This is a genomic window from Mesorhizobium sp. M1A.T.Ca.IN.004.03.1.1 (assembly GCF_003997555.1).
Classification (GTDB): Bacteria; Pseudomonadota; Alphaproteobacteria; order Rhizobiales; family Rhizobiaceae; genus Mesorhizobium.
The window spans coordinates 1-16,555 of the sequence record NZ_RZTV01000009.1 but is presented as its reverse complement, the minus strand read 5'-3'; the positions used below and the strand labels follow the sequence as shown (position 1 = coordinate 16,555).

At 63.7% G+C, this 16,555-nt stretch carries 16 protein-coding genes and 1 pseudogene; 11 read left to right on the top strand and 6 right to left on the bottom strand.

Annotation, left to right across the window (positions count from 1 at the left end):
• Nucleotides 1–254 precede the first annotated feature (254 nt).
• The gene (locus EOD29_RS37895; protein WP_127248060.1) at nt 255–854 is read left to right on the top strand and encodes a cold-shock protein; all 600 of its coding nucleotides are present in this window, start codon (nt 255–257) and stop codon (nt 852–854) included.
• A gap of 328 nt (nt 855–1,182) precedes the next feature.
• Here EOD29_RS37895 and EOD29_RS23770 read toward each other — a convergent pair whose 3' ends face one another.
• Nucleotides 1,183–1,776: an SOS response-associated peptidase gene (locus tag EOD29_RS23770; RefSeq protein WP_127248059.1), complete on the bottom strand. Its 594-nt coding sequence runs from the start codon at nt 1,774–1,776 to the stop codon at nt 1,183–1,185.
• 170 nt (nt 1,777–1,946) lie between these two features.
• On the opposite strand from EOD29_RS23770, the gene EOD29_RS23765 reads away from it, so the two are divergent.
• Nucleotides 1,947–2,240: a hypothetical protein gene (locus EOD29_RS23765; RefSeq protein WP_245475391.1), complete on the top strand. Its 294-nt coding sequence runs from the start codon at nt 1,947–1,949 to the stop codon at nt 2,238–2,240.
• 26 nt (nt 2,241–2,266) lie between these two features.
• Here EOD29_RS23765 and EOD29_RS23760 read toward each other — a convergent pair whose 3' ends face one another.
• Both EOD29_RS23760 and EOD29_RS23755 read right to left on the bottom strand, forming a co-directional pair.
• On the bottom strand, nt 2,267–2,764 hold the full coding sequence (locus EOD29_RS23760) for a peptide deformylase (RefSeq protein WP_127248057.1): 498 nt from the start codon (nt 2,762–2,764) through the stop codon (nt 2,267–2,269).
• 72 nt (nt 2,765–2,836) lie between these two features.
• A complete protein-coding gene (locus tag EOD29_RS23755; RefSeq protein WP_127248056.1) occupies nt 2,837–3,313 on the bottom strand; it encodes a MucR family transcriptional regulator in 477 nt (158 codons plus the stop codon).
• Between the two features lie 364 nt (nt 3,314–3,677).
• On the opposite strand from EOD29_RS23755, the gene EOD29_RS23750 reads away from it, so the two are divergent.
• The 5 genes from EOD29_RS23750 to EOD29_RS23730 all read left to right on the top strand — a co-directional run bounded on the left by EOD29_RS23750 (nt 3,678) and on the right by EOD29_RS23730 (nt 11,423).
• The gene (locus EOD29_RS23750; protein ID WP_127248055.1) at nt 3,678–3,860 is read left to right on the top strand and encodes a hypothetical protein; all 183 of its coding nucleotides are present in this window, start codon (nt 3,678–3,680) and stop codon (nt 3,858–3,860) included.
• A 236-nt stretch (nt 3,861–4,096) separates the two neighbouring features.
• Complete coding sequence (locus EOD29_RS23745; protein ID WP_127248054.1) at nt 4,097–5,059, top strand: DUF3991 and toprim domain-containing protein; 963 nt, start codon at nt 4,097–4,099, stop codon at nt 5,057–5,059.
• Between the two features lie 140 nt (nt 5,060–5,199).
• Complete coding sequence (locus EOD29_RS23740) at nt 5,200–5,805, top strand: DUF1419 domain-containing protein (protein ID WP_127248053.1); 606 nt, start codon at nt 5,200–5,202, stop codon at nt 5,803–5,805.
• 11 nt (nt 5,806–5,816) lie between these two features.
• Nucleotides 5,817–6,215, top strand: a complete 399-nt coding sequence (locus EOD29_RS23735; RefSeq protein WP_127248052.1) for a DUF3085 domain-containing protein — start codon at nt 5,817–5,819, stop codon at nt 6,213–6,215.
• Nucleotides 6,216–6,299: 84 nt separating this feature from the next.
• Nucleotides 6,300–11,423, top strand: coding sequence for a helicase-related protein (locus EOD29_RS23730; protein ID WP_127248051.1), 5,124 nt, complete (start codon nt 6,300–6,302; stop codon nt 11,421–11,423).
• 4 nt (nt 11,424–11,427) lie between these two features.
• On the opposite strand, the gene EOD29_RS23725 is transcribed toward EOD29_RS23730, so the two are convergent.
• Both EOD29_RS23725 and EOD29_RS23720 read right to left on the bottom strand, forming a co-directional pair.
• Nucleotides 11,428–11,925 (bottom strand): RES domain-containing protein, encoded by a 498-nt coding sequence (locus EOD29_RS23725; protein WP_127248161.1) that lies wholly within the window; start codon nt 11,923–11,925, stop codon nt 11,428–11,430.
• Between the two features lie 4 nt (nt 11,926–11,929).
• Nucleotides 11,930–12,280 carry an MbcA/ParS/Xre antitoxin family protein gene (locus EOD29_RS23720; protein ID WP_127248050.1) on the bottom strand — a complete coding sequence of 117 codons (351 nt, stop codon included), beginning with the start codon at nt 12,278–12,280 and terminating at the stop codon, nt 11,930–11,932.
• Between the two features lie 349 nt (nt 12,281–12,629).
• On the opposite strand from EOD29_RS23720, the gene EOD29_RS23715 reads away from it, so the two are divergent.
• The 4 genes and pseudogenes from EOD29_RS23715 to EOD29_RS23700 all read left to right on the top strand — a co-directional run bounded on the left by EOD29_RS23715 (nt 12,630) and on the right by EOD29_RS23700 (nt 16,250).
• Nucleotides 12,630–14,384, top strand: a complete 1,755-nt coding sequence (locus EOD29_RS23715; protein WP_127248049.1) for a ParB N-terminal domain-containing protein — start codon at nt 12,630–12,632, stop codon at nt 14,382–14,384.
• A gap of 96 nt (nt 14,385–14,480) precedes the next feature.
• On the top strand, nt 14,481–14,957 hold the full coding sequence (locus tag EOD29_RS23710) for a hypothetical protein (protein ID WP_127248160.1): 477 nt from the start codon (nt 14,481–14,483) through the stop codon (nt 14,955–14,957).
• Nucleotides 14,954–15,849: pseudogene (locus tag EOD29_RS23705) on the top strand (hypothetical protein). Before EOD29_RS23710 ends, EOD29_RS23705 begins: the two are co-directional and overlap by 4 nt.
• Nucleotides 15,846–16,250: a hypothetical protein gene (locus EOD29_RS23700; protein ID WP_245475390.1), complete on the top strand. Its 405-nt coding sequence runs from the start codon at nt 15,846–15,848 to the stop codon at nt 16,248–16,250. The pseudogene EOD29_RS23705 and the gene EOD29_RS23700 overlap by 4 nt, the downstream one beginning before the upstream one ends.
• Here the strand turns inward: EOD29_RS23700 and EOD29_RS23695 are convergent.
• Nucleotides 16,207–16,446: an alkylphosphonate utilization protein gene (locus tag EOD29_RS23695; RefSeq protein ID WP_127248048.1), complete on the bottom strand. Its 240-nt coding sequence runs from the start codon at nt 16,444–16,446 to the stop codon at nt 16,207–16,209. The two genes, EOD29_RS23700 and EOD29_RS23695, sit on opposite strands and share 44 nt — an antisense overlap.
• Nucleotides 16,447–16,555: the final 109 nt, after the last annotated feature.

The window sequence follows — 16,555 nt, the reverse complement described above, 5'->3', positions numbered from 1 at the left end:
GGTAGAGGACATCCTGACGATCTCCTCGACCGAGCGACATCGGTGTGGCTCAAGGACCGCCGCCTTCAAAGCGCGGGGACCCTTACGGTGAAACTTCGTGGACGCGCGAGGAAGATATCTTCGTCCAGGTCCAACGTATTGATGTCCTCGCGAGAGCGAGCATGCGCCATCACGCCCATTTGACACGATTGTGTCGCCTGATGGAGATTATCCTCGGGCAAGCGCAGTGCGCTCTCCATGCAGGCGAGACAATCATGGGCAAGTACAGAGACCAACGCGAGCCACGCAGGCGTCGGTATGACGATGAACCGGTTTCGTTTTCGGAACGAAATCCCGAACCGAGCTACTTTCAGCGGCCGTCGCCCGTTGCCAAGGATCCGGTCGACGCCGAAGTGATCTGGTTCAACGCCACCAAGGGCTTTGGCTTCGTCAAACTGTCCGATGGCACGGAGGTCTATTTGCACGCCCGGGTGCTGGAGGCTGCCGGAAGCCGCGGCGTGTCCGACGGAACCCGGCTCAAGATCACGATGGAAGACAGCCCCCGAGGTCAACAGGTCTCGCAAGTGCTGGAGATCGGCGATCAGGTAGCGAAACTTCCGGCAGATACGCGCCCCCCTGGAGAGTCTATCGCCGGAGCGAATGCGCAGCCGGAGAGCCAGGGCACGGTCAAATGGTACAACCCCGAAAAAGGCTTTGGCTTCATTGCGCCCGATGACGGCGAGAAGGACGTCTTCGTTCATGCCAGCACGCTGTCCCGATCAGGGCTCGGCGTACTGGTGGAGGGACAGAAGGTACTTGTCGAATGCGGGCCCGGCAAGAAGGGCATGGAAGTCCGGAGCATTCGCCTGGCCTAGGCGGCAACCTTTGGCGCTGGCCGAAATTGCACTCACACAAGGAAAAAAGCCCGCTGCCGGGAGGAGGTGGCAGCGGGCTCGATTTGAAATGCGGCGCGGGAGGAGGTGCACCGCATTCAGCGTCGGCATCGCATCTGGGAGGAGTAGATGGCCGACAACAAGATCATACCAAGTGCCGCAGATATTGCAATGCACAATTTACTTATCGCAGGTGCGAAAAGGCTCTTGATCGCCGACGGATGGGCGCCCAAGGCGCGGGAAATCCTTCAACGCCAAGCCCGTGGCGTCGCAAAGCGGGACCGCAATGGGACGGTGATCTCGACCACCCTCAGTCGCTTCCTTGCCGAACCGTCTCCTCGTTCAGCGAGCCGGCCGGAAGAGGCTTGAGCAGCTCGGTCTCGGGCTTGGTTAGATTGATCCATGCGGACCAATCCGTTGGTCGCAGCACGACAACCTGTCGATCGTGATAGGGCGCGATGTCAGGCCCTGGGGAGGTCGTGAGCATTGTGAACGACGCGGGGTGGTTGCCCTGACCCTCGCGCCAGAGTCCGGCGATGGCCAGAAACGGTTGACCGCCCAGCGTGAAGCGATGTTTCTTTTTTGGATATTTCTTTCCGGAAAATTCGAAAAATCCTGATGCCGGAATGAGACACCGGTTGCTGTTGGCGAAACTTCTTCCTTCCGACCGAAAATTGAAGACCGGTCCGCCCTTAGGCCCCGAAGGCGGAAAGCTGAAATTCATCGAGACCAGCTCGATACTGTTGCCGGCAGCACGCATGACCGGCGCCATGTCGTTGATCCGGACATCATCGCTTTCGGGAAGATCAAGCTCGCGCTGCTGCGTCGGGATGCCAAGCTCGAGCGCCTGCATCATCTTGCAGTATTCCACCCACTTCACGTGCTGTTCGTAAGCGTTGCACATGGCTTGAGACTAGCCCAGAAAGGATGATCTTTCGAGAGGGATGGCGGCTCCCTGCCGGGATCGGGCTGTCGGCAAAGCTGAAGTCCCGCGATGCGGGTCTTCTCCCATCCGGGCGTCCATCCCTGCCGAAAGTCCCGGCACGACTGCCCGAAGAGACGGAGGATATGACTGTGCTGCAGGCCGCCCGACGATGGCTCGAAAAGCGGAATGAAATCCGGCGCCGCTGGCGACGAGACGCACAGGTGCTCATTCTTCTCGACAAGCGCACCGCCTACTATGAGGCGCAGCGTCGCGCGGCTCGGTCCCGGGTCGATGGCGATGCCCGCGAATTCGCCCATTGGGCGAAAGTTGCTGCCGAGATCGCGCGCACTGCACCAGAGGCCGAAATGGACATCGATGTCGTGCGCGCGGTCGTCGATGATGAACTCGATCGTTACCGACCTGCGTCAACGCGCAGGATCTGACTTCGACCTGACCTCGCAGCAGATGATCAAACGCGCAGCAGCTTCTCGTAGCGCTTGATCAGTCGGTCCCGCTTCAGGCGCGAAAGCCTCTGGATCCAGAAGATTCCATCGAGTTGATCAATCTCATGCTGGTGGCAAACCGCCAGCAGACCGTCGGCCTCCTCGATCTGTTCCATGCCGTCGAGATCCTGATACCTTACGCGGACGCGGGCATGGCGTTCGATGTCCTCCGTGACCCCCGGCATCGAGACGCTGCCTTCCGTGTACCGGATCATTTCGGCGGAGGCCCAAAGGATTACGGGATTGACGTAAGTCCTGAGCCCCGCTGCCGGCGATAGTTCGATCACGACCAGCCGCTTCAGAATGCCGATATGTGGGGCAGTGATCCCGATGCCTGGTGCGGCATGCATTGTATCCGCCAGATCGGTGGCGAGGAGGCGCAAGTCTTGATCGAAGACAGATACAGGCTCTGCGACAGCGCCAAGGTGACGGTCGGGAAATCTCACGATCGTCCGAACCGTCACAAGTCATTCCTTCGCTTCAACGATCACAGGCAGCGCAGATGAGATGCCAGCGACCAGCGACCAGCTCGGAAGTCAGGTGATCTTCAGGCCGATCTTGCGGCGCTTCACCGGCGCCGGCGGAGCCACTGGCTCCGGCGCTGCGGCCTTTCTTCCCAGACCGCTCGCCTTCGCCAGCTGAGACCGCGCTGCCGCATAGTTTGGCGCAACCATCGGATAGTCGGCGGGCAGGCCCCATTTCGCGCGGTATTCATCCGGCGTCAGATTGTAGTGGGTGCCAATGTGCCGCTTGAGCGATTTGAACCTCTTGCCGTCTTCCAGGCAGATGATGAAATCCGGCGTCACCGATTTCCTGATCGGAACCGCCGGCGCGCGCTTCTCTTCCGGCTGGGGCTCAGATGCTGCCTGCAGCTTGCTGACTGCGGCATAGGTATCAGCAATCACGCGGCCGATTTCGGATGAGGGAAGCGGGTTGTTGCTGACATAGGCGGCTACGATGTCTGCGGTCAGTTCCAGGAGCTCAGCTCCGGACGCGGCAATCTCTTCAGGCATTTGCGAATTCTCACGATATTTCGTTCTTTGCGATCCCCACCGCGATCTCGCTACAGGAAACTTGGCCGGCCGTACAGGACCGGAAGCCGCGGGTGACGATCCTCATTGTCTGCGGAGCGATGCAGGGGCCATGGACGAGGGATTGCGCGTTATTCGCACTGGCGCCCATGGCAGGATCCAACCCCGCTCTTATCGGCTCATTTCCCTTGGTCCAATCCCGACCTTTCCGATCAACCCGCAAGGGGTCCGCTACGCGAGCGTGCGGCCTTGAGGCTGATGCCTCTGCGGTGATCGCGGTCCGTCCCGAACCCGACGGGCGCCTGTCGAGCGGGGAATTGGTCCCCGCCACAACGGGAGCCAGACCATGTCGCACAATCTCAGCCTCGCGCAGTCCCACGCGTTCCAGCTCGCCCGCACCCTGATGGTCCCGGTGACGCTGTTCCAGGTCGACGGCGAATACGGCGTCCTGCCGAGCGACGAACTCGACGACGCCGACGTCATCGTCCTCCACGAATACGACCCCTACCAGTTCGGCCCGGCTCATTGAGCCGGGTTCGCCCGGGCGGGCGTGTGCCGCCTGCGAGCGGCGGCCGCAAGGGAGGCTGCGCCGCGGCTGGCGATGCCGTGGCGCTACCGCGCCCTGATTGATTCATCAATTGCCAGCCGCGCCCTTGCCCCCTTCGCTCTTCGCGGCGGGCGAGGATGGTTCCGCAGAGGCTGCGGAAAGGGAAAGGCAATCGAGGAAAGGGCCGGGGAGTGTGAAGGCGATCCGGCGGAACAACCATGGAAAAGAGAGACGTCGAGGAATTGAGGGATCGCGTGCTCTGCGCGGCCGTGCTGGAGCAGGCCGGTTTCGCGATCGATCTGAAGGAAAGCACGCGCCGGGCGGTCAAATACCGGCGCGGTGACGATATCATTATCGTCATCCACGATGGCAAGGGCTGGTTCGATCCGCTGTCCGACGCTAAAGGCGACGTGTTTTCGCTCGTGGCGCATCTCGAAGACATCGGCTTCGCGGAGGTGCTGCAGCGGGTTTCGGAGCTGGTCGGCTTCGTGCCGAGCGAACCGGTCTGGACGCGCCAGCCCCGCGACCGCGCGCCGGACCTCGGCGTCCCCGAGCGCTGGCGTGTGCGGCGCAAGCCGTGGCGAGGCTCCATGACCTGGCGGTATCTGCGCGACGAGCGTGATCTCCCGGAAACCGTCATCCGGGCGGCGATCCGGCAGGACCGGCTTCGCGAGGGACCGCGCGGCAGTGTATGGGCCGCCCATGTCGATGACGACGGCGTCGTCACTGGTTGGGAAGAACGCGGACCGGAATGGCGGGGCTTTGCCAGCGGCGGCGCAAAGGTCCTGTTCCGCCTCGGGCCGATCGATGCCATCCGGCTCTGCGTTACCGAGGCGGCGATTGACGCGATCAGCCTCGCCGCGATCGATGACCTACGCTTCGACAGCCTCTATCTCAGCACGGGTGGCGGATGGGCGCCGGCCACTGAAGCGGCCATTCGAGTGCTTGCCGCCCGTCCCAATGTGCAGCTCGTCGCCGCAACCGACAACAATTCGCAAGGCGAGGTCTATGCCCGCCGCATAGAGGCGATCGCCGTTGCTGCGACCTGCGGCTACGAGCGGCTGGCGCCTGTACGCGAGGATTGGAACGAAGAACTGCGAGCGTCCAGGGGGAGGGAGAGAGACAGGCGAGAGGAGAAGGAAACCCGGCTGCCGCATGCCCGCCGTCCGCGTCAAGGGTGAAGCTTCGCCCGCGTGCCGCGGCCCTTGACCCGGCCGGACGGAGAGGCGGCCGCGGGGGAGGGGTCAGGAAGGGCTGAATTGACGGCGAAATCGGAAGGATGAGCCGCGCTCCAGTCCGACGAGGCTGAAAGGAGCCCGCCATGCACTCCGCATCCCCGATGAGAAAGGTTTTTCAGGGCGTCCCCGATCGACGCCAGATGTTTCGGATGTTCGACCGTCATGCGCAGCGGCCCAACCGCTGGAAGGACGATGCCGGCGAGCTCTATATCGGCGAATGGTTCGAGATCAGCGAACGCGACCACGACCATATGTTCGAGATCCTGCCGCCACTCTGGATGCGCGGCGACATGTTCGCGATGCGTGAATTCCTGACCGGTAGCGTCACCAGCGTCTTCTTCGCGCTGACGATCGACGGCGAGATCCGCCACTTCCACGGCTATTGCGATCTATCCGACAAGCCCTCGCCTGACCGGATGCGTGCCGCGATCGTCGACCGGGAATCGCGGCCAGTGAAGGCGATGACACGGACCGAGCGCCTCGAGCACATCTGGAGCGCGACCCATGACGATTATCGCGGCTATGCCGGTGAACGCTGGCCAGAAGATATGCGCGGCAAGCGTACCATCACCGTCTATGGGGGCAGTCGGGGCACGACGCTGAAGCTGCTCGACGATCTCACCGACGAAGAGATCTCCGCCAAGCTTCCGGTGCATCTGCGCTACCTCCCCGACGCGATCGCGGCGTGAGGGGGACGGTCATGTTCACGTTTCCCATCCTCGGCGTTCGCAATGTCATCGAACGCGGAAAGACCGATGCCGCCGCCAATGACGGATTCCGCAATCCCTATTACGGGCTTCGGCCCGGCATGGGTGAGGCGCCCGGTGTCTGGCTGGTCGGAGACCAGGGGGTCTACATCATGTCGAACGGAAAACTCGCCGATGGCGACCGTCCGCTCGTGGTCTATTCCGACGAGTGCCATCCGGTCGGCAATCCGGACTGGTTCCATTACAAACACCGCCATTTCGGCGGTGACGACGGGATCGAATTCATCGACGCCGAGAGGCTCATTCCGCTGTTCGATCGGAACTTCCGCCGCACTCATCTGCTCGTGCAACTGACCGAGACCGAAGTCTCGCTGTCCCTGATCGCCCGCTAGCCCCTTCACACCCTCACCAGCCCTTCACGCGGCCGACAACGCCGTCCGCGTGATCGCGCTCGCCAAAATTCCAGGAGATTTTCCATGTCCCACGACGACCCCTTCACTCTCGACCTCTTCGGAAACACAGCGCTGTCCTCGGGCCTCGGCGTCGGGGTAACGGCCTTTTCGACGTCCTTCGCTGAAAACCCGGTCGATGACGATCCGTCTCCCGTCTCACCAGCCCCGGCCATGCCGGTCGGCACGGCCTCATCGCCTGCTCGGGCGCATCAGGTCGATAAGGGCGAGAACTTCAATCTGGCGGCGACCCGCGGCCTTGCCAAATCCTGGCGGGACCGGGCTCGTGACAATCTCGCCGCTATACGGCTCGCCGCCGATATCGTCGACGAGCAGCGGCCTGCCACGCCCGAGGAACAAGCAGCGCTGATCCGGTTCACCGGCTTTGGAGCCTCAGAACTGGCGAACGGCGTGTTCCGCCGCCCCGGCGAGCAGACGTTCCGCCAGGGCTGGGAGGAACTCGGCGCCGATCTGGAGCAAGCGGTAGATGGCCGGGACTATGCCTCGCTGGCGCGCTGCACCCAGTACGCCCACTTCACGCCCGAATACATCATCCGGGCGATCTGGGCCGGCTTGCGGCGGCTCGGCTTCCGTGGCGGCAGTGTGCTGGAGCCGGGCGTCGGCACAGGGCTCTTTCCGGCGTTGATGCCAGAGGCATTGCGCGCTGCCTCGCACGTCACCGGCATCGAGATCGATCCGGTCACGGCGCGGATCACCCGCCTCCTTCAGCCGAACGCCCGAATCCTCAACCAGGATTTCGCGCGGGCCGATCTGCCGGCACATTTCGATCTGGCGATCGGCAATCCACCGTTCTCGGACAGGACCGTCCGATCCGATCCCGCATACCGCTCGCACGGCTTCCGGCTGCACGACTACTTCATCGCAAAGGCTGTCTCTCGGCTGAAGCCGGGCGCGCTCGCCGCCTTCGTCACCTCCAGTGGAACGATGGACAAGGCCGATGCCCGCGCCCGCGAGCACATCGCCACGATGGCGGATCTGGTCGCTGCTATCCGCCTGCCGGAGGGTAGCTTCCGCGCCGATGCGGGAACGGATGTCGTTGTCGACATCCTGTTCTTCCGCAAGCGCAAGGACGGAGAGCCCGAAGGCGATGTATCGTGGCTCGACCTTGAGGAGGTTCGGCCCGCCACCGAGGACGAGGGTGCAATCCGCGTCAACCGCTGGTTTGCGATGCACCCTGGAATGGTGCTCGGGGAGCATGCGCGTCGTCGTGGCATCTACGGTCCCGACGAGACCTATACCTGCCTGCCGCATGCCGGGACGGACCTCGATACGGCATTGACTGCCGCCGTGCATCTCCTTCCGGAAGCCATCTATGACGGCGAGCCGGAGGAGATCGGAGCGGACGGCGGCGGGCATGGTGAAGCGCAAGCCCGCAACGCCGCAGATGGCATGGCAATCCGCGAGGGCAGCTACTTCATCGGCCAGAACACCGCGCTGATGCAGATGGTCGATGGCGAGCCCGTGACGATCCACGTCCGCAAGGGCAGGACCGGCGACGGCATCCCGGAAAAGCATCTCCGCATCATCCGCAAGCTGGTCCCGATCCGCGACGCCGTACGCGAAGTGCTGAAGGCCCAGGAGTTCGACCGGCCGTGGAAGCCGGCGCAGGTCAGGCTGCGCATCGCCTGGTCGAGCTTCGTGCGCGCGTTCGGACCGATCAACTTTACCACTGTCTCGACCGCGCAAGATGAGGAAACCGGCGACGTGCGCGAGACGCACCGCCGGCCCAACATCCAGCCGTTCCTGGACGATCCCGATTGCTGGCTGGTGGCCTCGATCGAGGACTACGACCTGGAGACCAACACGGCAAAGCCCGGACCCCTGTTTACCGAGCGCGTGATCGCGCCACCCCCGCCGCCCGTCATCACGTCGCCGGCCGATGCGCTCGCGGTCGTGCTCAACGAGCGCGGGCATGTCGATCCCGATCACATCGCCGAGCTGTTGCATCGGGATGTCGCCGATGTCATCGACGAACTGGGGCAGGCGATCTTTCAGGATCCGTCGTCCGGGGCCTGGCAGACGGCCGATGCCTATCTATCCGGCCCTGTCCGCTCCAAGCTCGTCGCGGCCGCGGCCGCAGCAGTGCTCGATCCGACCTTCGCCCGCAACGTCGCGGTGTTGAAAGGGGTCCAGCCGGCCGACCTTCGGCCTTCGGACATCACCGCGCGTCTCGGCGCCCCCTGGATCCCAGCCGCCGATATCGTCGCCTTCGTCAAGGAGACTTTTGCTGCCGATATCACCATCCATCACATGCCGGCGCTTGCCTGCTGGACGGTGAACGCCCGCCAGCTCGGATGGAGCGCCGCCGGCACCACGGAATGGGGAACACATCGCCGCGATGCCGGGCAGCTCTTGTCCGATGCGCTGAATTCCTCCATCCCGCAGATCTTCGACACGGTGAAGGATGGCGACGCCGAACGCCGCGTGCTCAACACAGTCGAGACTGAAGCGGCCAAGGAGAAGCTGCAAAAGATCAAGACGGCGTTCCAGAACTGGATCTGGTCCGACCCCGATCGTACCGACCGGCTGGCGCGGCTCTATAACGATACGTTCAACAACATCGCGCCGCGAGCCTTCAACGGTGATCATCTCCAGCTACCTGGCGCTTGCTGCGCGCTTTCTCTTTATGGCCACCAGAAGCGGGTCATCTGGCGCATCGTCTCTTCCGGAAGCACCTACGTCGCGCACGCCGTCGGCGCCGGCAAGACCATGTCCATCGCCGCCTCGATCATGGAACAGCGCCGTCTCGGGCTGATCAACAAGGCCATGCTGGTCGTGCCCGGTCATTGCCTGGCGCAGGCGGCGAGGGAGTTTTTGGCGCTCTATCCGAACGCCCGCATCCTCGTTGCCGACGAGACCAACTTCACCAAGGACAAGCGGCACCGCTTCCTGTCGCGCGCGGCGACGGCGAACTGGGATGCGATCATCATCACCCATTCCGCATTCCGCTTCATCGCCGTGCCCTCGGCTTTCGAAGCGCAGATGATCCAGGATGAGCTCGAACTCTACGAGGAGCTGCTGACCAAGGTCGATCGCGAGGACCGGCTGTCGCGCAAGCGCATCGAGCGCATGAAGGAAGGCCACAAAGAGCGTCTGGAGGCGCTTTCGACACGCAAGGATGATCTGCTGACCATTGCCGAGATCGGCGTCGACCAGATCATCGTCGACGAGGCGCAGGAGTTCAGGAAGCTCTCCTTCGCGACGAATATGAGCACCCTGAAGGGTGTCGATCCGAACGGCTCGCAGCGGGCATGGGACTTGTTCGTCAAATCCCGCTTCGTCGACTCGAAGAATCCGGGCCGGGCCCTGGTGCTCGCCTCCGGCACGCCCATCACCAACACGCTCGGCGAGATGTTCACGGTGCAGCGGATGTTGGATCACGCTGCGCTCTCGCAGCGCGGCCTGCACGAGTTCGACGCCTGGGCGAGCACATTTGGCGACACCAGCACCGAACTGGAGCTCCAGCCGTCCGGCAAATACAAGCCGGTCACGAGGTTCGCGCAGTTCGTCAACGTGCCCGAACTGATCGCCATGTTCCGGTCGTTCGCGGACGTCGTCCAGCCGGCCGATCTGCGCACCTATGTGAAGGTGCCTGAGATTGCCGGCGGCAAGCGCCAGATCATCACGGCCGAGCCAACCGCAGCCTTCAAGTCATATCAGAGACACCTCGACCAGCGCATCAAGGCGATCGAGCTGCGCGAGGGACCGCCCCAGCCTGGTGACGACATCCTCCTGTCCGTCATTACCGACGGTCGCCATGCGGCGATCGACCTGCGGCTTGTCATGCCGGGCATCGACAATGAGGAAGGCAACAAGCTCAACGCCCTTGTCGCCAACACCTTCCACATCTGGCAGGAAACGATGGACGCCGAATATGTCCGCAAGGACGGCAGGTCCTTCGACAAGCCCGGCGCTGGTCAGCTGATCTTCTCCGATCTCGGCACCATCAATGTCGAGGCGAGCCGTGGCTTCTCCGCCTATCGCTGGATCAGGAATGAACTGGTCCGCATGGGCGTTCCCGCTTCGGAAATCGCCTATATGCAGGATTTTCGGAAGTCCGAGGCCAAGCAGCGCCTGTTCAACGACTTCAACGCCGGCAAGGTCCGCGTGCTGATCGGCAGTTCAGAGACCATGGGCACCGGCGTCAACGTGCAGGCGAGGCTGAAGGCGCTCCACCATCTCGACGTGCCCTGGCTGCCGTCTCAGATCGAACAGCGGGAAGGTCGCATCGTGCGGCAGGGCAACCAGCACGACGAGGTCGGCCTCTATGCCTACGCGACCCTCGGCTCGCTCGATGCGACCATGTGGCAGAACAATGAGCGTAAGGCCCGCTTTATCGCAGCGGCACTCTCCGGCGACACCAGCATTCGCCGGCTGGAGGACATGGGCGAGGGGCAGGCCAACCAGTTCGCCATGGCCAAGGCTATTGCATCGGGTGATCAACGCCTGATGCAAAAGGCAGGGCTGGAAGCTGAAATCGCCCGCCTCGACCGGCTGCACGCCGCCCATATCGATGACCAGCATGCAATCCGCTGGCAGATCCGCGACGCCGAGCGCGAAATCGATCTATCGACCCGCAGGATCGCCGACATCGCGCAGGATATTGAACGCCTGATGCCAACGACAGGCGATGCTTTCGCCATGACCGTCACCGATCAGCTTCATGCCGAGCGCAAGCTCGCCGGTCGGGCGCTGATGAAGGAAATCCTGACCCTCGTGCAGCTCCAGCATGACGGCGAGGCGGTCATCGCCTCGATCGGCGGCTTCGACCTGCAGTTTTCCGGCGAGCGTTTCGGCAAGGACGGCTTCCACTACACCACCATGCTGCTGCGCACCGGCGCCGAGCATGAGGTCGAGCTTGCCATCACCACGACCCCAATCGGCGCCGTCGCCCGGCTCGAGCATGCTCTTGCCGATTTCGAGGGCGAGCAGGGGAACTTTCGCCGACGGCTCGCCGGTGCGCAAAAGCGCCTCGCCTCCTACAGGCCGCGGGTTGGCGAAGCCTTCATCTTCGAAGCCGAGTTGAAGCTGAAGCGCGAGCAACTGACCGAGGTCGAGGCCGATCTCGCCAGCGAAAAGGACAACTCCGACAACAGAAGTGGCCGTCCCGCTGATCGGCAAGCCGCATAAGTGGCTATCTCGACAGGCGGTTCTCGTCGTCGATCAGGGTGACGCGGGCCGGGGCTGCATCGCCCCATTTCCAAAGCACCAGGTTAAGATCGTCGGCGGCAGCACCTGGGGCGAAGCTTCTCACCAGCAAGCCTTGATAGCCGCCGACGATAAGCCGGCGTGCGAACGCCTGCGTTCGTGCTTCCCCGGTCGCCTTCATCTCGTCGCGCCATGTGCTGCCGGCGAGCACCGCGGCGTCCATTCCCTCATCTTTGAGAGCCCGGTCATCCCGACAATCGAACACACCATCGATCTCAGCGTCGTAGGAGACGAGCGTCGTCGGCTGGAGATTGCCGACCTGATTGGCTTCGCGCAGCGCCGTCATCACCGACAATGATGCATAGAGGGCGGCCAAGCCCTTCGGATTGAATCGTCCACCGCAGAGTTCCGCGCCGCGCCCCGACAGCGGCTCGCGCGCATAGAGGGGATTCAGCGCCCGATAGAGCTTTCCACGATACAGCACCGTGTCAGGCGTGCACGCCGGCGTCGACCGCGTCGACATAGTCCAGCACGTCATCGGCACGGCCGCTGCGCACGAGCTGCATGGCCGTCTGGCCAGAGAAGCCCGGCAGGGGCTCCGAGCGATACCAGGCATAGGCCATCAACTGCGAGCCGAAACGCGGCTCGACCTTGTTGATGACCTCGACCATCTCGCGCAGCCGGCGCTGGGTCTTGTCCGACCGAATGCGGTCCTTGCGCTGGACCGCGTCCCTGCCAAGCCCCGCGGTTCGGGCGACTTCCTCGCTGGTCGTGCGGAATGCTTCCGCGATCTTGCGCGGCGCGAAGAGGCCGTTGTCGGAATACTGGACGAGACCCATAGTCGTCTCCTGCCGTCATTGACGCCAATTACTATGACGCAATATAGCGTCTGTCGAAGCGGCATTCAATGGGAATAGTGAGGCGGTGACGAGAGGAAGGGGAGGGAGGAAATCCGGTTCGCCGATCGGGCCGACCCCGGTGGCGCTGAAGCTCAACCGCGCCTCTCGCGATCCCGGCCGCGGCGGCCCGCGCAGGGCTGTGAGCCCCGCTTGGCCGACCGGGCAGGGACGCTCGCCCGCAGTTGCACCGGCTCGTCCGCTCCGCGTGCCGGGGGGTGTCTTCGAGATGAAGACGAGGAAGGGCCGCCCGAGCGGGCTGGTCCGCAAAACCCGAACAGGAGAATATCCCATGCATCTCATGAAGGTCGATCCGCGCGCATTGAAGGACAATCCCGACAAGGCGCGCCAGTCCAAGTCCACGCCGCAGGCGGACGCGTTGCTTCTCGCGACGATCAAGGCCGTGGGCCTCGTCCAGCCTCCCATCATCGCGCCCGAGACCGGCGGCGGCAATGGCTACATCATCGATTCCGGCCACCGTCGTGTGAAGCAGGCGATCGCGGCCGGTCTCGAAGTGATCGATGTGCTCGTCGTCGAAGCCGCCAATGACAATGGGGCGCTGCGCTCGATGGTCGAAAACATCGCGCGCGAAGCTTTGAATCCGGTCGACCAGTGGCGGGCGATCGAGCGCCTCGTCGCGCTCGGCTGGACCGAGGAGGCGATCGGCGTCGCGCTGGCTCTGCCGGTGCGCCAGATCAGGAAGCTGCGGCTTCTCGCCAATGTCCTGCCACCCATGCTCGACCATATGGCGAAGGGCGACATGCCGAACGAGCAGCAGCTTCGCACGATCGCTTCCGCCTCGCTCGACGATCAGAAGGAGGTCTGGAAGAAGCACAAGCCGTCGAAGGCCGATCCCCAGGTGTCGTGGTGGGGCGTTGCGCAGGGCCTGACCAAGACCCGCATGTTCGCGCGACATGCCAGCTTCGGGGACGATCTGGCGCAAGCCTACGGCATCGCCTGGGTCGAAGACCTGTTCGCGCCGGCCGACGAGGACAGCCGCTACACCACCGATGTCGAGGCCTTCCTCGGCGCGCAGCAGGAGTGGATGGCCAATCATCTGCCGAAGCGCGGCGTCATCGTAGAGGCCGACACGTGGGGCGGAGCCAAGTTGCCTCCGAAGGCCGAACGGGTGCACGGCAAACCCGGCAAGTCCGACAATGCGGCGATGTATCTCGATCGTGACGGTCGCGTGCAGACGGTCCACTACCGCATGCCCGAGGCCAAGAAGCCGAAGGGGAAGAACGGGGCCGTGGCGGATGTCGACGGCGACGATGCCGTCGTTGCCGCAAAGAAGCGTCCCGACGTGACCCGCAAGGGCATTGAGATGATCGGCGATTTGCGCACGGGCTCACTCCACGAAGCGCTGTCCCGCGCTCCTATCGAAGACGACACACTGATGGCGCTGCTCGTGCTCGCCTTTGCCGGCCGCAACATCTCCATCGCCTCCGGGTCCGGTGACGACGTCTATGGCTTTGCGCGAATGGAACGTCATGCCGTGCGGCTCATAGGCGAGGATGGCAAGCTCGGCTTCGACCGTGAGACGCTGCAGCAGGTGGCGCGCTCGGTCCTGATCGACGTGCTGTCGTGCCGTGAGAACCGCTCCGACTCCGGCATTGTCGCCCGGATCGCCGGCGATACGATCGGCGCCGACCGCTTCCTACCGAACATGGGCACGGACGAGTACCTCGCGTGCCTGTCGCGTCCGGCGCTGGAGGCCTCCTGCAAGGATACGCCGGTGCTGCCGCGCCAGAAGGTGAAGGATACGCGCGCAGCGCTGGTCCAGCACTTTACCACGGCGCACTTCGTCCATCCCGCAGCAGTGTTCGCGCCGGCGACGCAGACCGTCACGGCCTGGGTCGCGAAATACGAGGGCGCCGAGCTGGAGGGCGACGAGGACGTGGACGGCACGCCGGAGCACCTCGACGAGATCGACGGCGACCAGTCGACCGCGAAGACGCACGACGATCCCGGCGAGGACGATGAAGAAGCCGGCGACGCCCAGCCCTCCGACGAGGAGCTGGCAGCCTTCGGCGTCGCGGCGGAATAGCCACAGCACGTCTCGTTCCCGTTCCGAACGATCCCCGCCGCCGGTCTCATCACCGGCGGCGGTTCCGTCTTCACCATGACCAACAAGGAGGACAAGATGTCCGCTCAACTGATTTACGATCTCGTGCCGCTTGGCTCGCTCGTGAGATACTCCGACGGCACGCCGCGGCCGCCAGAGCGCTTCCGCAAGAAGCTGGCTTCCTGGGAAAACCGCAACAACGGCGGCCGGCTGATCCGCAAGCAGGCCGAGCGCCGTGTCGGCGACACCGTGCTGCCGGCCAGTATCACCCTGCACGAGGGGAACTATGGCTGTGGCCGCGTTGTGGTGCTGACCGTCCACAGGAGCTTCTCGGTCTCTACCGACCTGAAGTTCGTCGTGACCGAGCGTCCGACGATCGGGTCTGTTCGCATTCTCGATCGGCCCGGCGAGGACGCCGAGCTGCTCCATCTTGCTGAGAGCCGTGCCCATGCGGAATCCTGGCTCACCAAGCATCGCTACCCGGATGCCGTCCTTGACGAGGTAACGGCCGATGCTGTCGCGGCGGATTCGGTAGAGGGGAGGGCGGCCGCATGAAAGCCATCCTCCAGACGGCACCAGCCGATGACACTTCCCCCGGATTTCCGGGGGTTTTGTTTGGCCGCAGCCACGATGGTTTTCCCGTTGCTCTCGTCGGCGACAACGCTTTCGCCATGCTCCCCGGCAAGGACAGTCGGCACTATCTGGCGACGGGCTGGCGCATTGGCCGCCCGATCGATGAGTGGACGCGCTCCGATTTCTACGGCCATTCGGGCGAATTGGCCGACGAGGCAGCGTTTCGTGCGCGCGTCGAGGAGAACGCGCTACACCAACGGCAGCGCGCCGCACTCGGGCGGCGTGAGATTTCGTCGCGAGCACACACGGCATGGGGACGTCGCAGGGCGCCACCGTGCATGCCGATGGTGTCGTTTTCCACTCGACGGCCAGCCATGGCGGCTTCCATCTCATCCCGGAGCACAATCCGAAGGTGCACCTGCTGCTGCGCGCCGGCGATGCGTGGTACGAAGAGGATTGCCATTGGGCGGCCGTGGCCAACGCCTTTCCGGAACTCTTCACTGATTTCGAAAAAGCCAGCGCGGACTCCACGATCCGCAACTGGTATCCGGAGGCGTGGGAAGCCATCCACGGCAAGGTGCTGGAACCCGGCCAGTCGTCGACGAAGGACGAACGCGAGTTCTACAAGCGTCATGCCGATGACTGGATCGTCGTATCGGCGATCCGATCGGACCAGGAGCCTGGCTTCAGTGAGGTCGCTGCCACTATCGGCGGCGATCGCGCCGGAACACGCGGCACGCGCCGCTACCTCGTTCCCTCGGAGGAGTACGGCACGAGCGGCGGCCGCTTTGGATTCATCATCGATGAAGCCCGTCACCGTCTTTATGATGGTCCGTCGAGCTTCATCGGCTGGCAGGAGAGGAGGACGCCATGAGGGGCGATCCCGAACTGCGCTCCCAGCTTTTCCGCATGGAGGAGGCGCGCCGACAGACCCAGCGCCAGCTCGATTTGATAGATCGGCAGATCATCCGCCGCATGACCGCTCTGATCCCGCACCTGGGACGTCGACAGTCAGCCTATCGGCGCGTCAGGGCTCCTGACCCCAGCGCATTCCTCGAACGATATCGCTCGAACCTTGCCGCGATCACCGCCGCGCGGCAGCCGGAGATCGATGCGCTGTCGCGCAAGCTCGCCCGGCAGGATGCAGCCATCGAGGGGTTCAAGGCAAAGAACCGGCTGGACCCCGTCGACGCCCGATCGCGTGTTCAGCATTGCGGCCAGCCGGCAATGGTCAGCGCTTGCGCACGAACTCCGTGCGAAGGACGAGGCCCTTGATTGCCTCATGCCGGCAATCGATCTCTTCCGGATTGTCGGTGAGGCGGATCGATCTGATCAAGGTTCCCTGCTTCAGGGTCTGATTGGCGCCCTTCACCTTCAGGTCCTTGATCAGGACCACCGAATCCCCGTCGGCAAGAACATTGCCGGCGGCATCACGCGCCACGATGCGGTCTGCCTCCGCGGCGGCAGCCAACTCCGAAGCCGGATGTCGCTTGGCAGTTAACTGGGTTCTTCCTCACTTTGTGTGGTTCATCGGCTGTTAGCGGCAAGATCGCTAATGGGCGGGCATGCGAACGAAATCA

What these genes read in the sequence shown, in the direction of transcription:
- EOD29_RS37895 (WP_127248060.1), top strand. Translation starts at nt 255, where the DNA reads ATGGGCAAGTACAGAGACCAACGCGAGCCACGCAGGCGTCGGTATGAC.
- EOD29_RS23770 (WP_127248059.1), bottom strand. Translation starts at nt 1,776, where the DNA reads ATGTGCAACGCTTACGAACAGCACGTGAAGTGGGTGGAATACTGCAAG.
- EOD29_RS23755 (WP_127248056.1), bottom strand. Translation starts at nt 3,313, where the DNA reads ATGCCTGAAGAGATTGCCGCGTCCGGAGCTGAGCTCCTGGAACTGACC.
- EOD29_RS23750 (WP_127248055.1), top strand. Translation starts at nt 3,678, where the DNA reads ATGTCGCACAATCTCAGCCTCGCGCAGTCCCACGCGTTCCAGCTCGCC.
- EOD29_RS23745 (WP_127248054.1), top strand. Translation starts at nt 4,097, where the DNA reads ATGGAAAAGAGAGACGTCGAGGAATTGAGGGATCGCGTGCTCTGCGCG.
- EOD29_RS23740 (WP_127248053.1), top strand. Translation starts at nt 5,200, where the DNA reads ATGCACTCCGCATCCCCGATGAGAAAGGTTTTTCAGGGCGTCCCCGAT.
- EOD29_RS23735 (WP_127248052.1), top strand. Translation starts at nt 5,817, where the DNA reads ATGTTCACGTTTCCCATCCTCGGCGTTCGCAATGTCATCGAACGCGGA.
- EOD29_RS23730 (WP_127248051.1), top strand. Translation starts at nt 6,300, where the DNA reads ATGTCCCACGACGACCCCTTCACTCTCGACCTCTTCGGAAACACAGCG.
- EOD29_RS23720 (WP_127248050.1), bottom strand. Translation starts at nt 12,280, where the DNA reads ATGGGTCTCGTCCAGTATTCCGACAACGGCCTCTTCGCGCCGCGCAAG.
- EOD29_RS23715 (WP_127248049.1), top strand. Translation starts at nt 12,630, where the DNA reads ATGCATCTCATGAAGGTCGATCCGCGCGCATTGAAGGACAATCCCGAC.
- EOD29_RS23710 (WP_127248160.1), top strand. Translation starts at nt 14,481, where the DNA reads ATGTCCGCTCAACTGATTTACGATCTCGTGCCGCTTGGCTCGCTCGTG.
- EOD29_RS23700 (WP_245475390.1), top strand. Translation starts at nt 15,846, where the DNA reads ATGAGGGGCGATCCCGAACTGCGCTCCCAGCTTTTCCGCATGGAGGAG.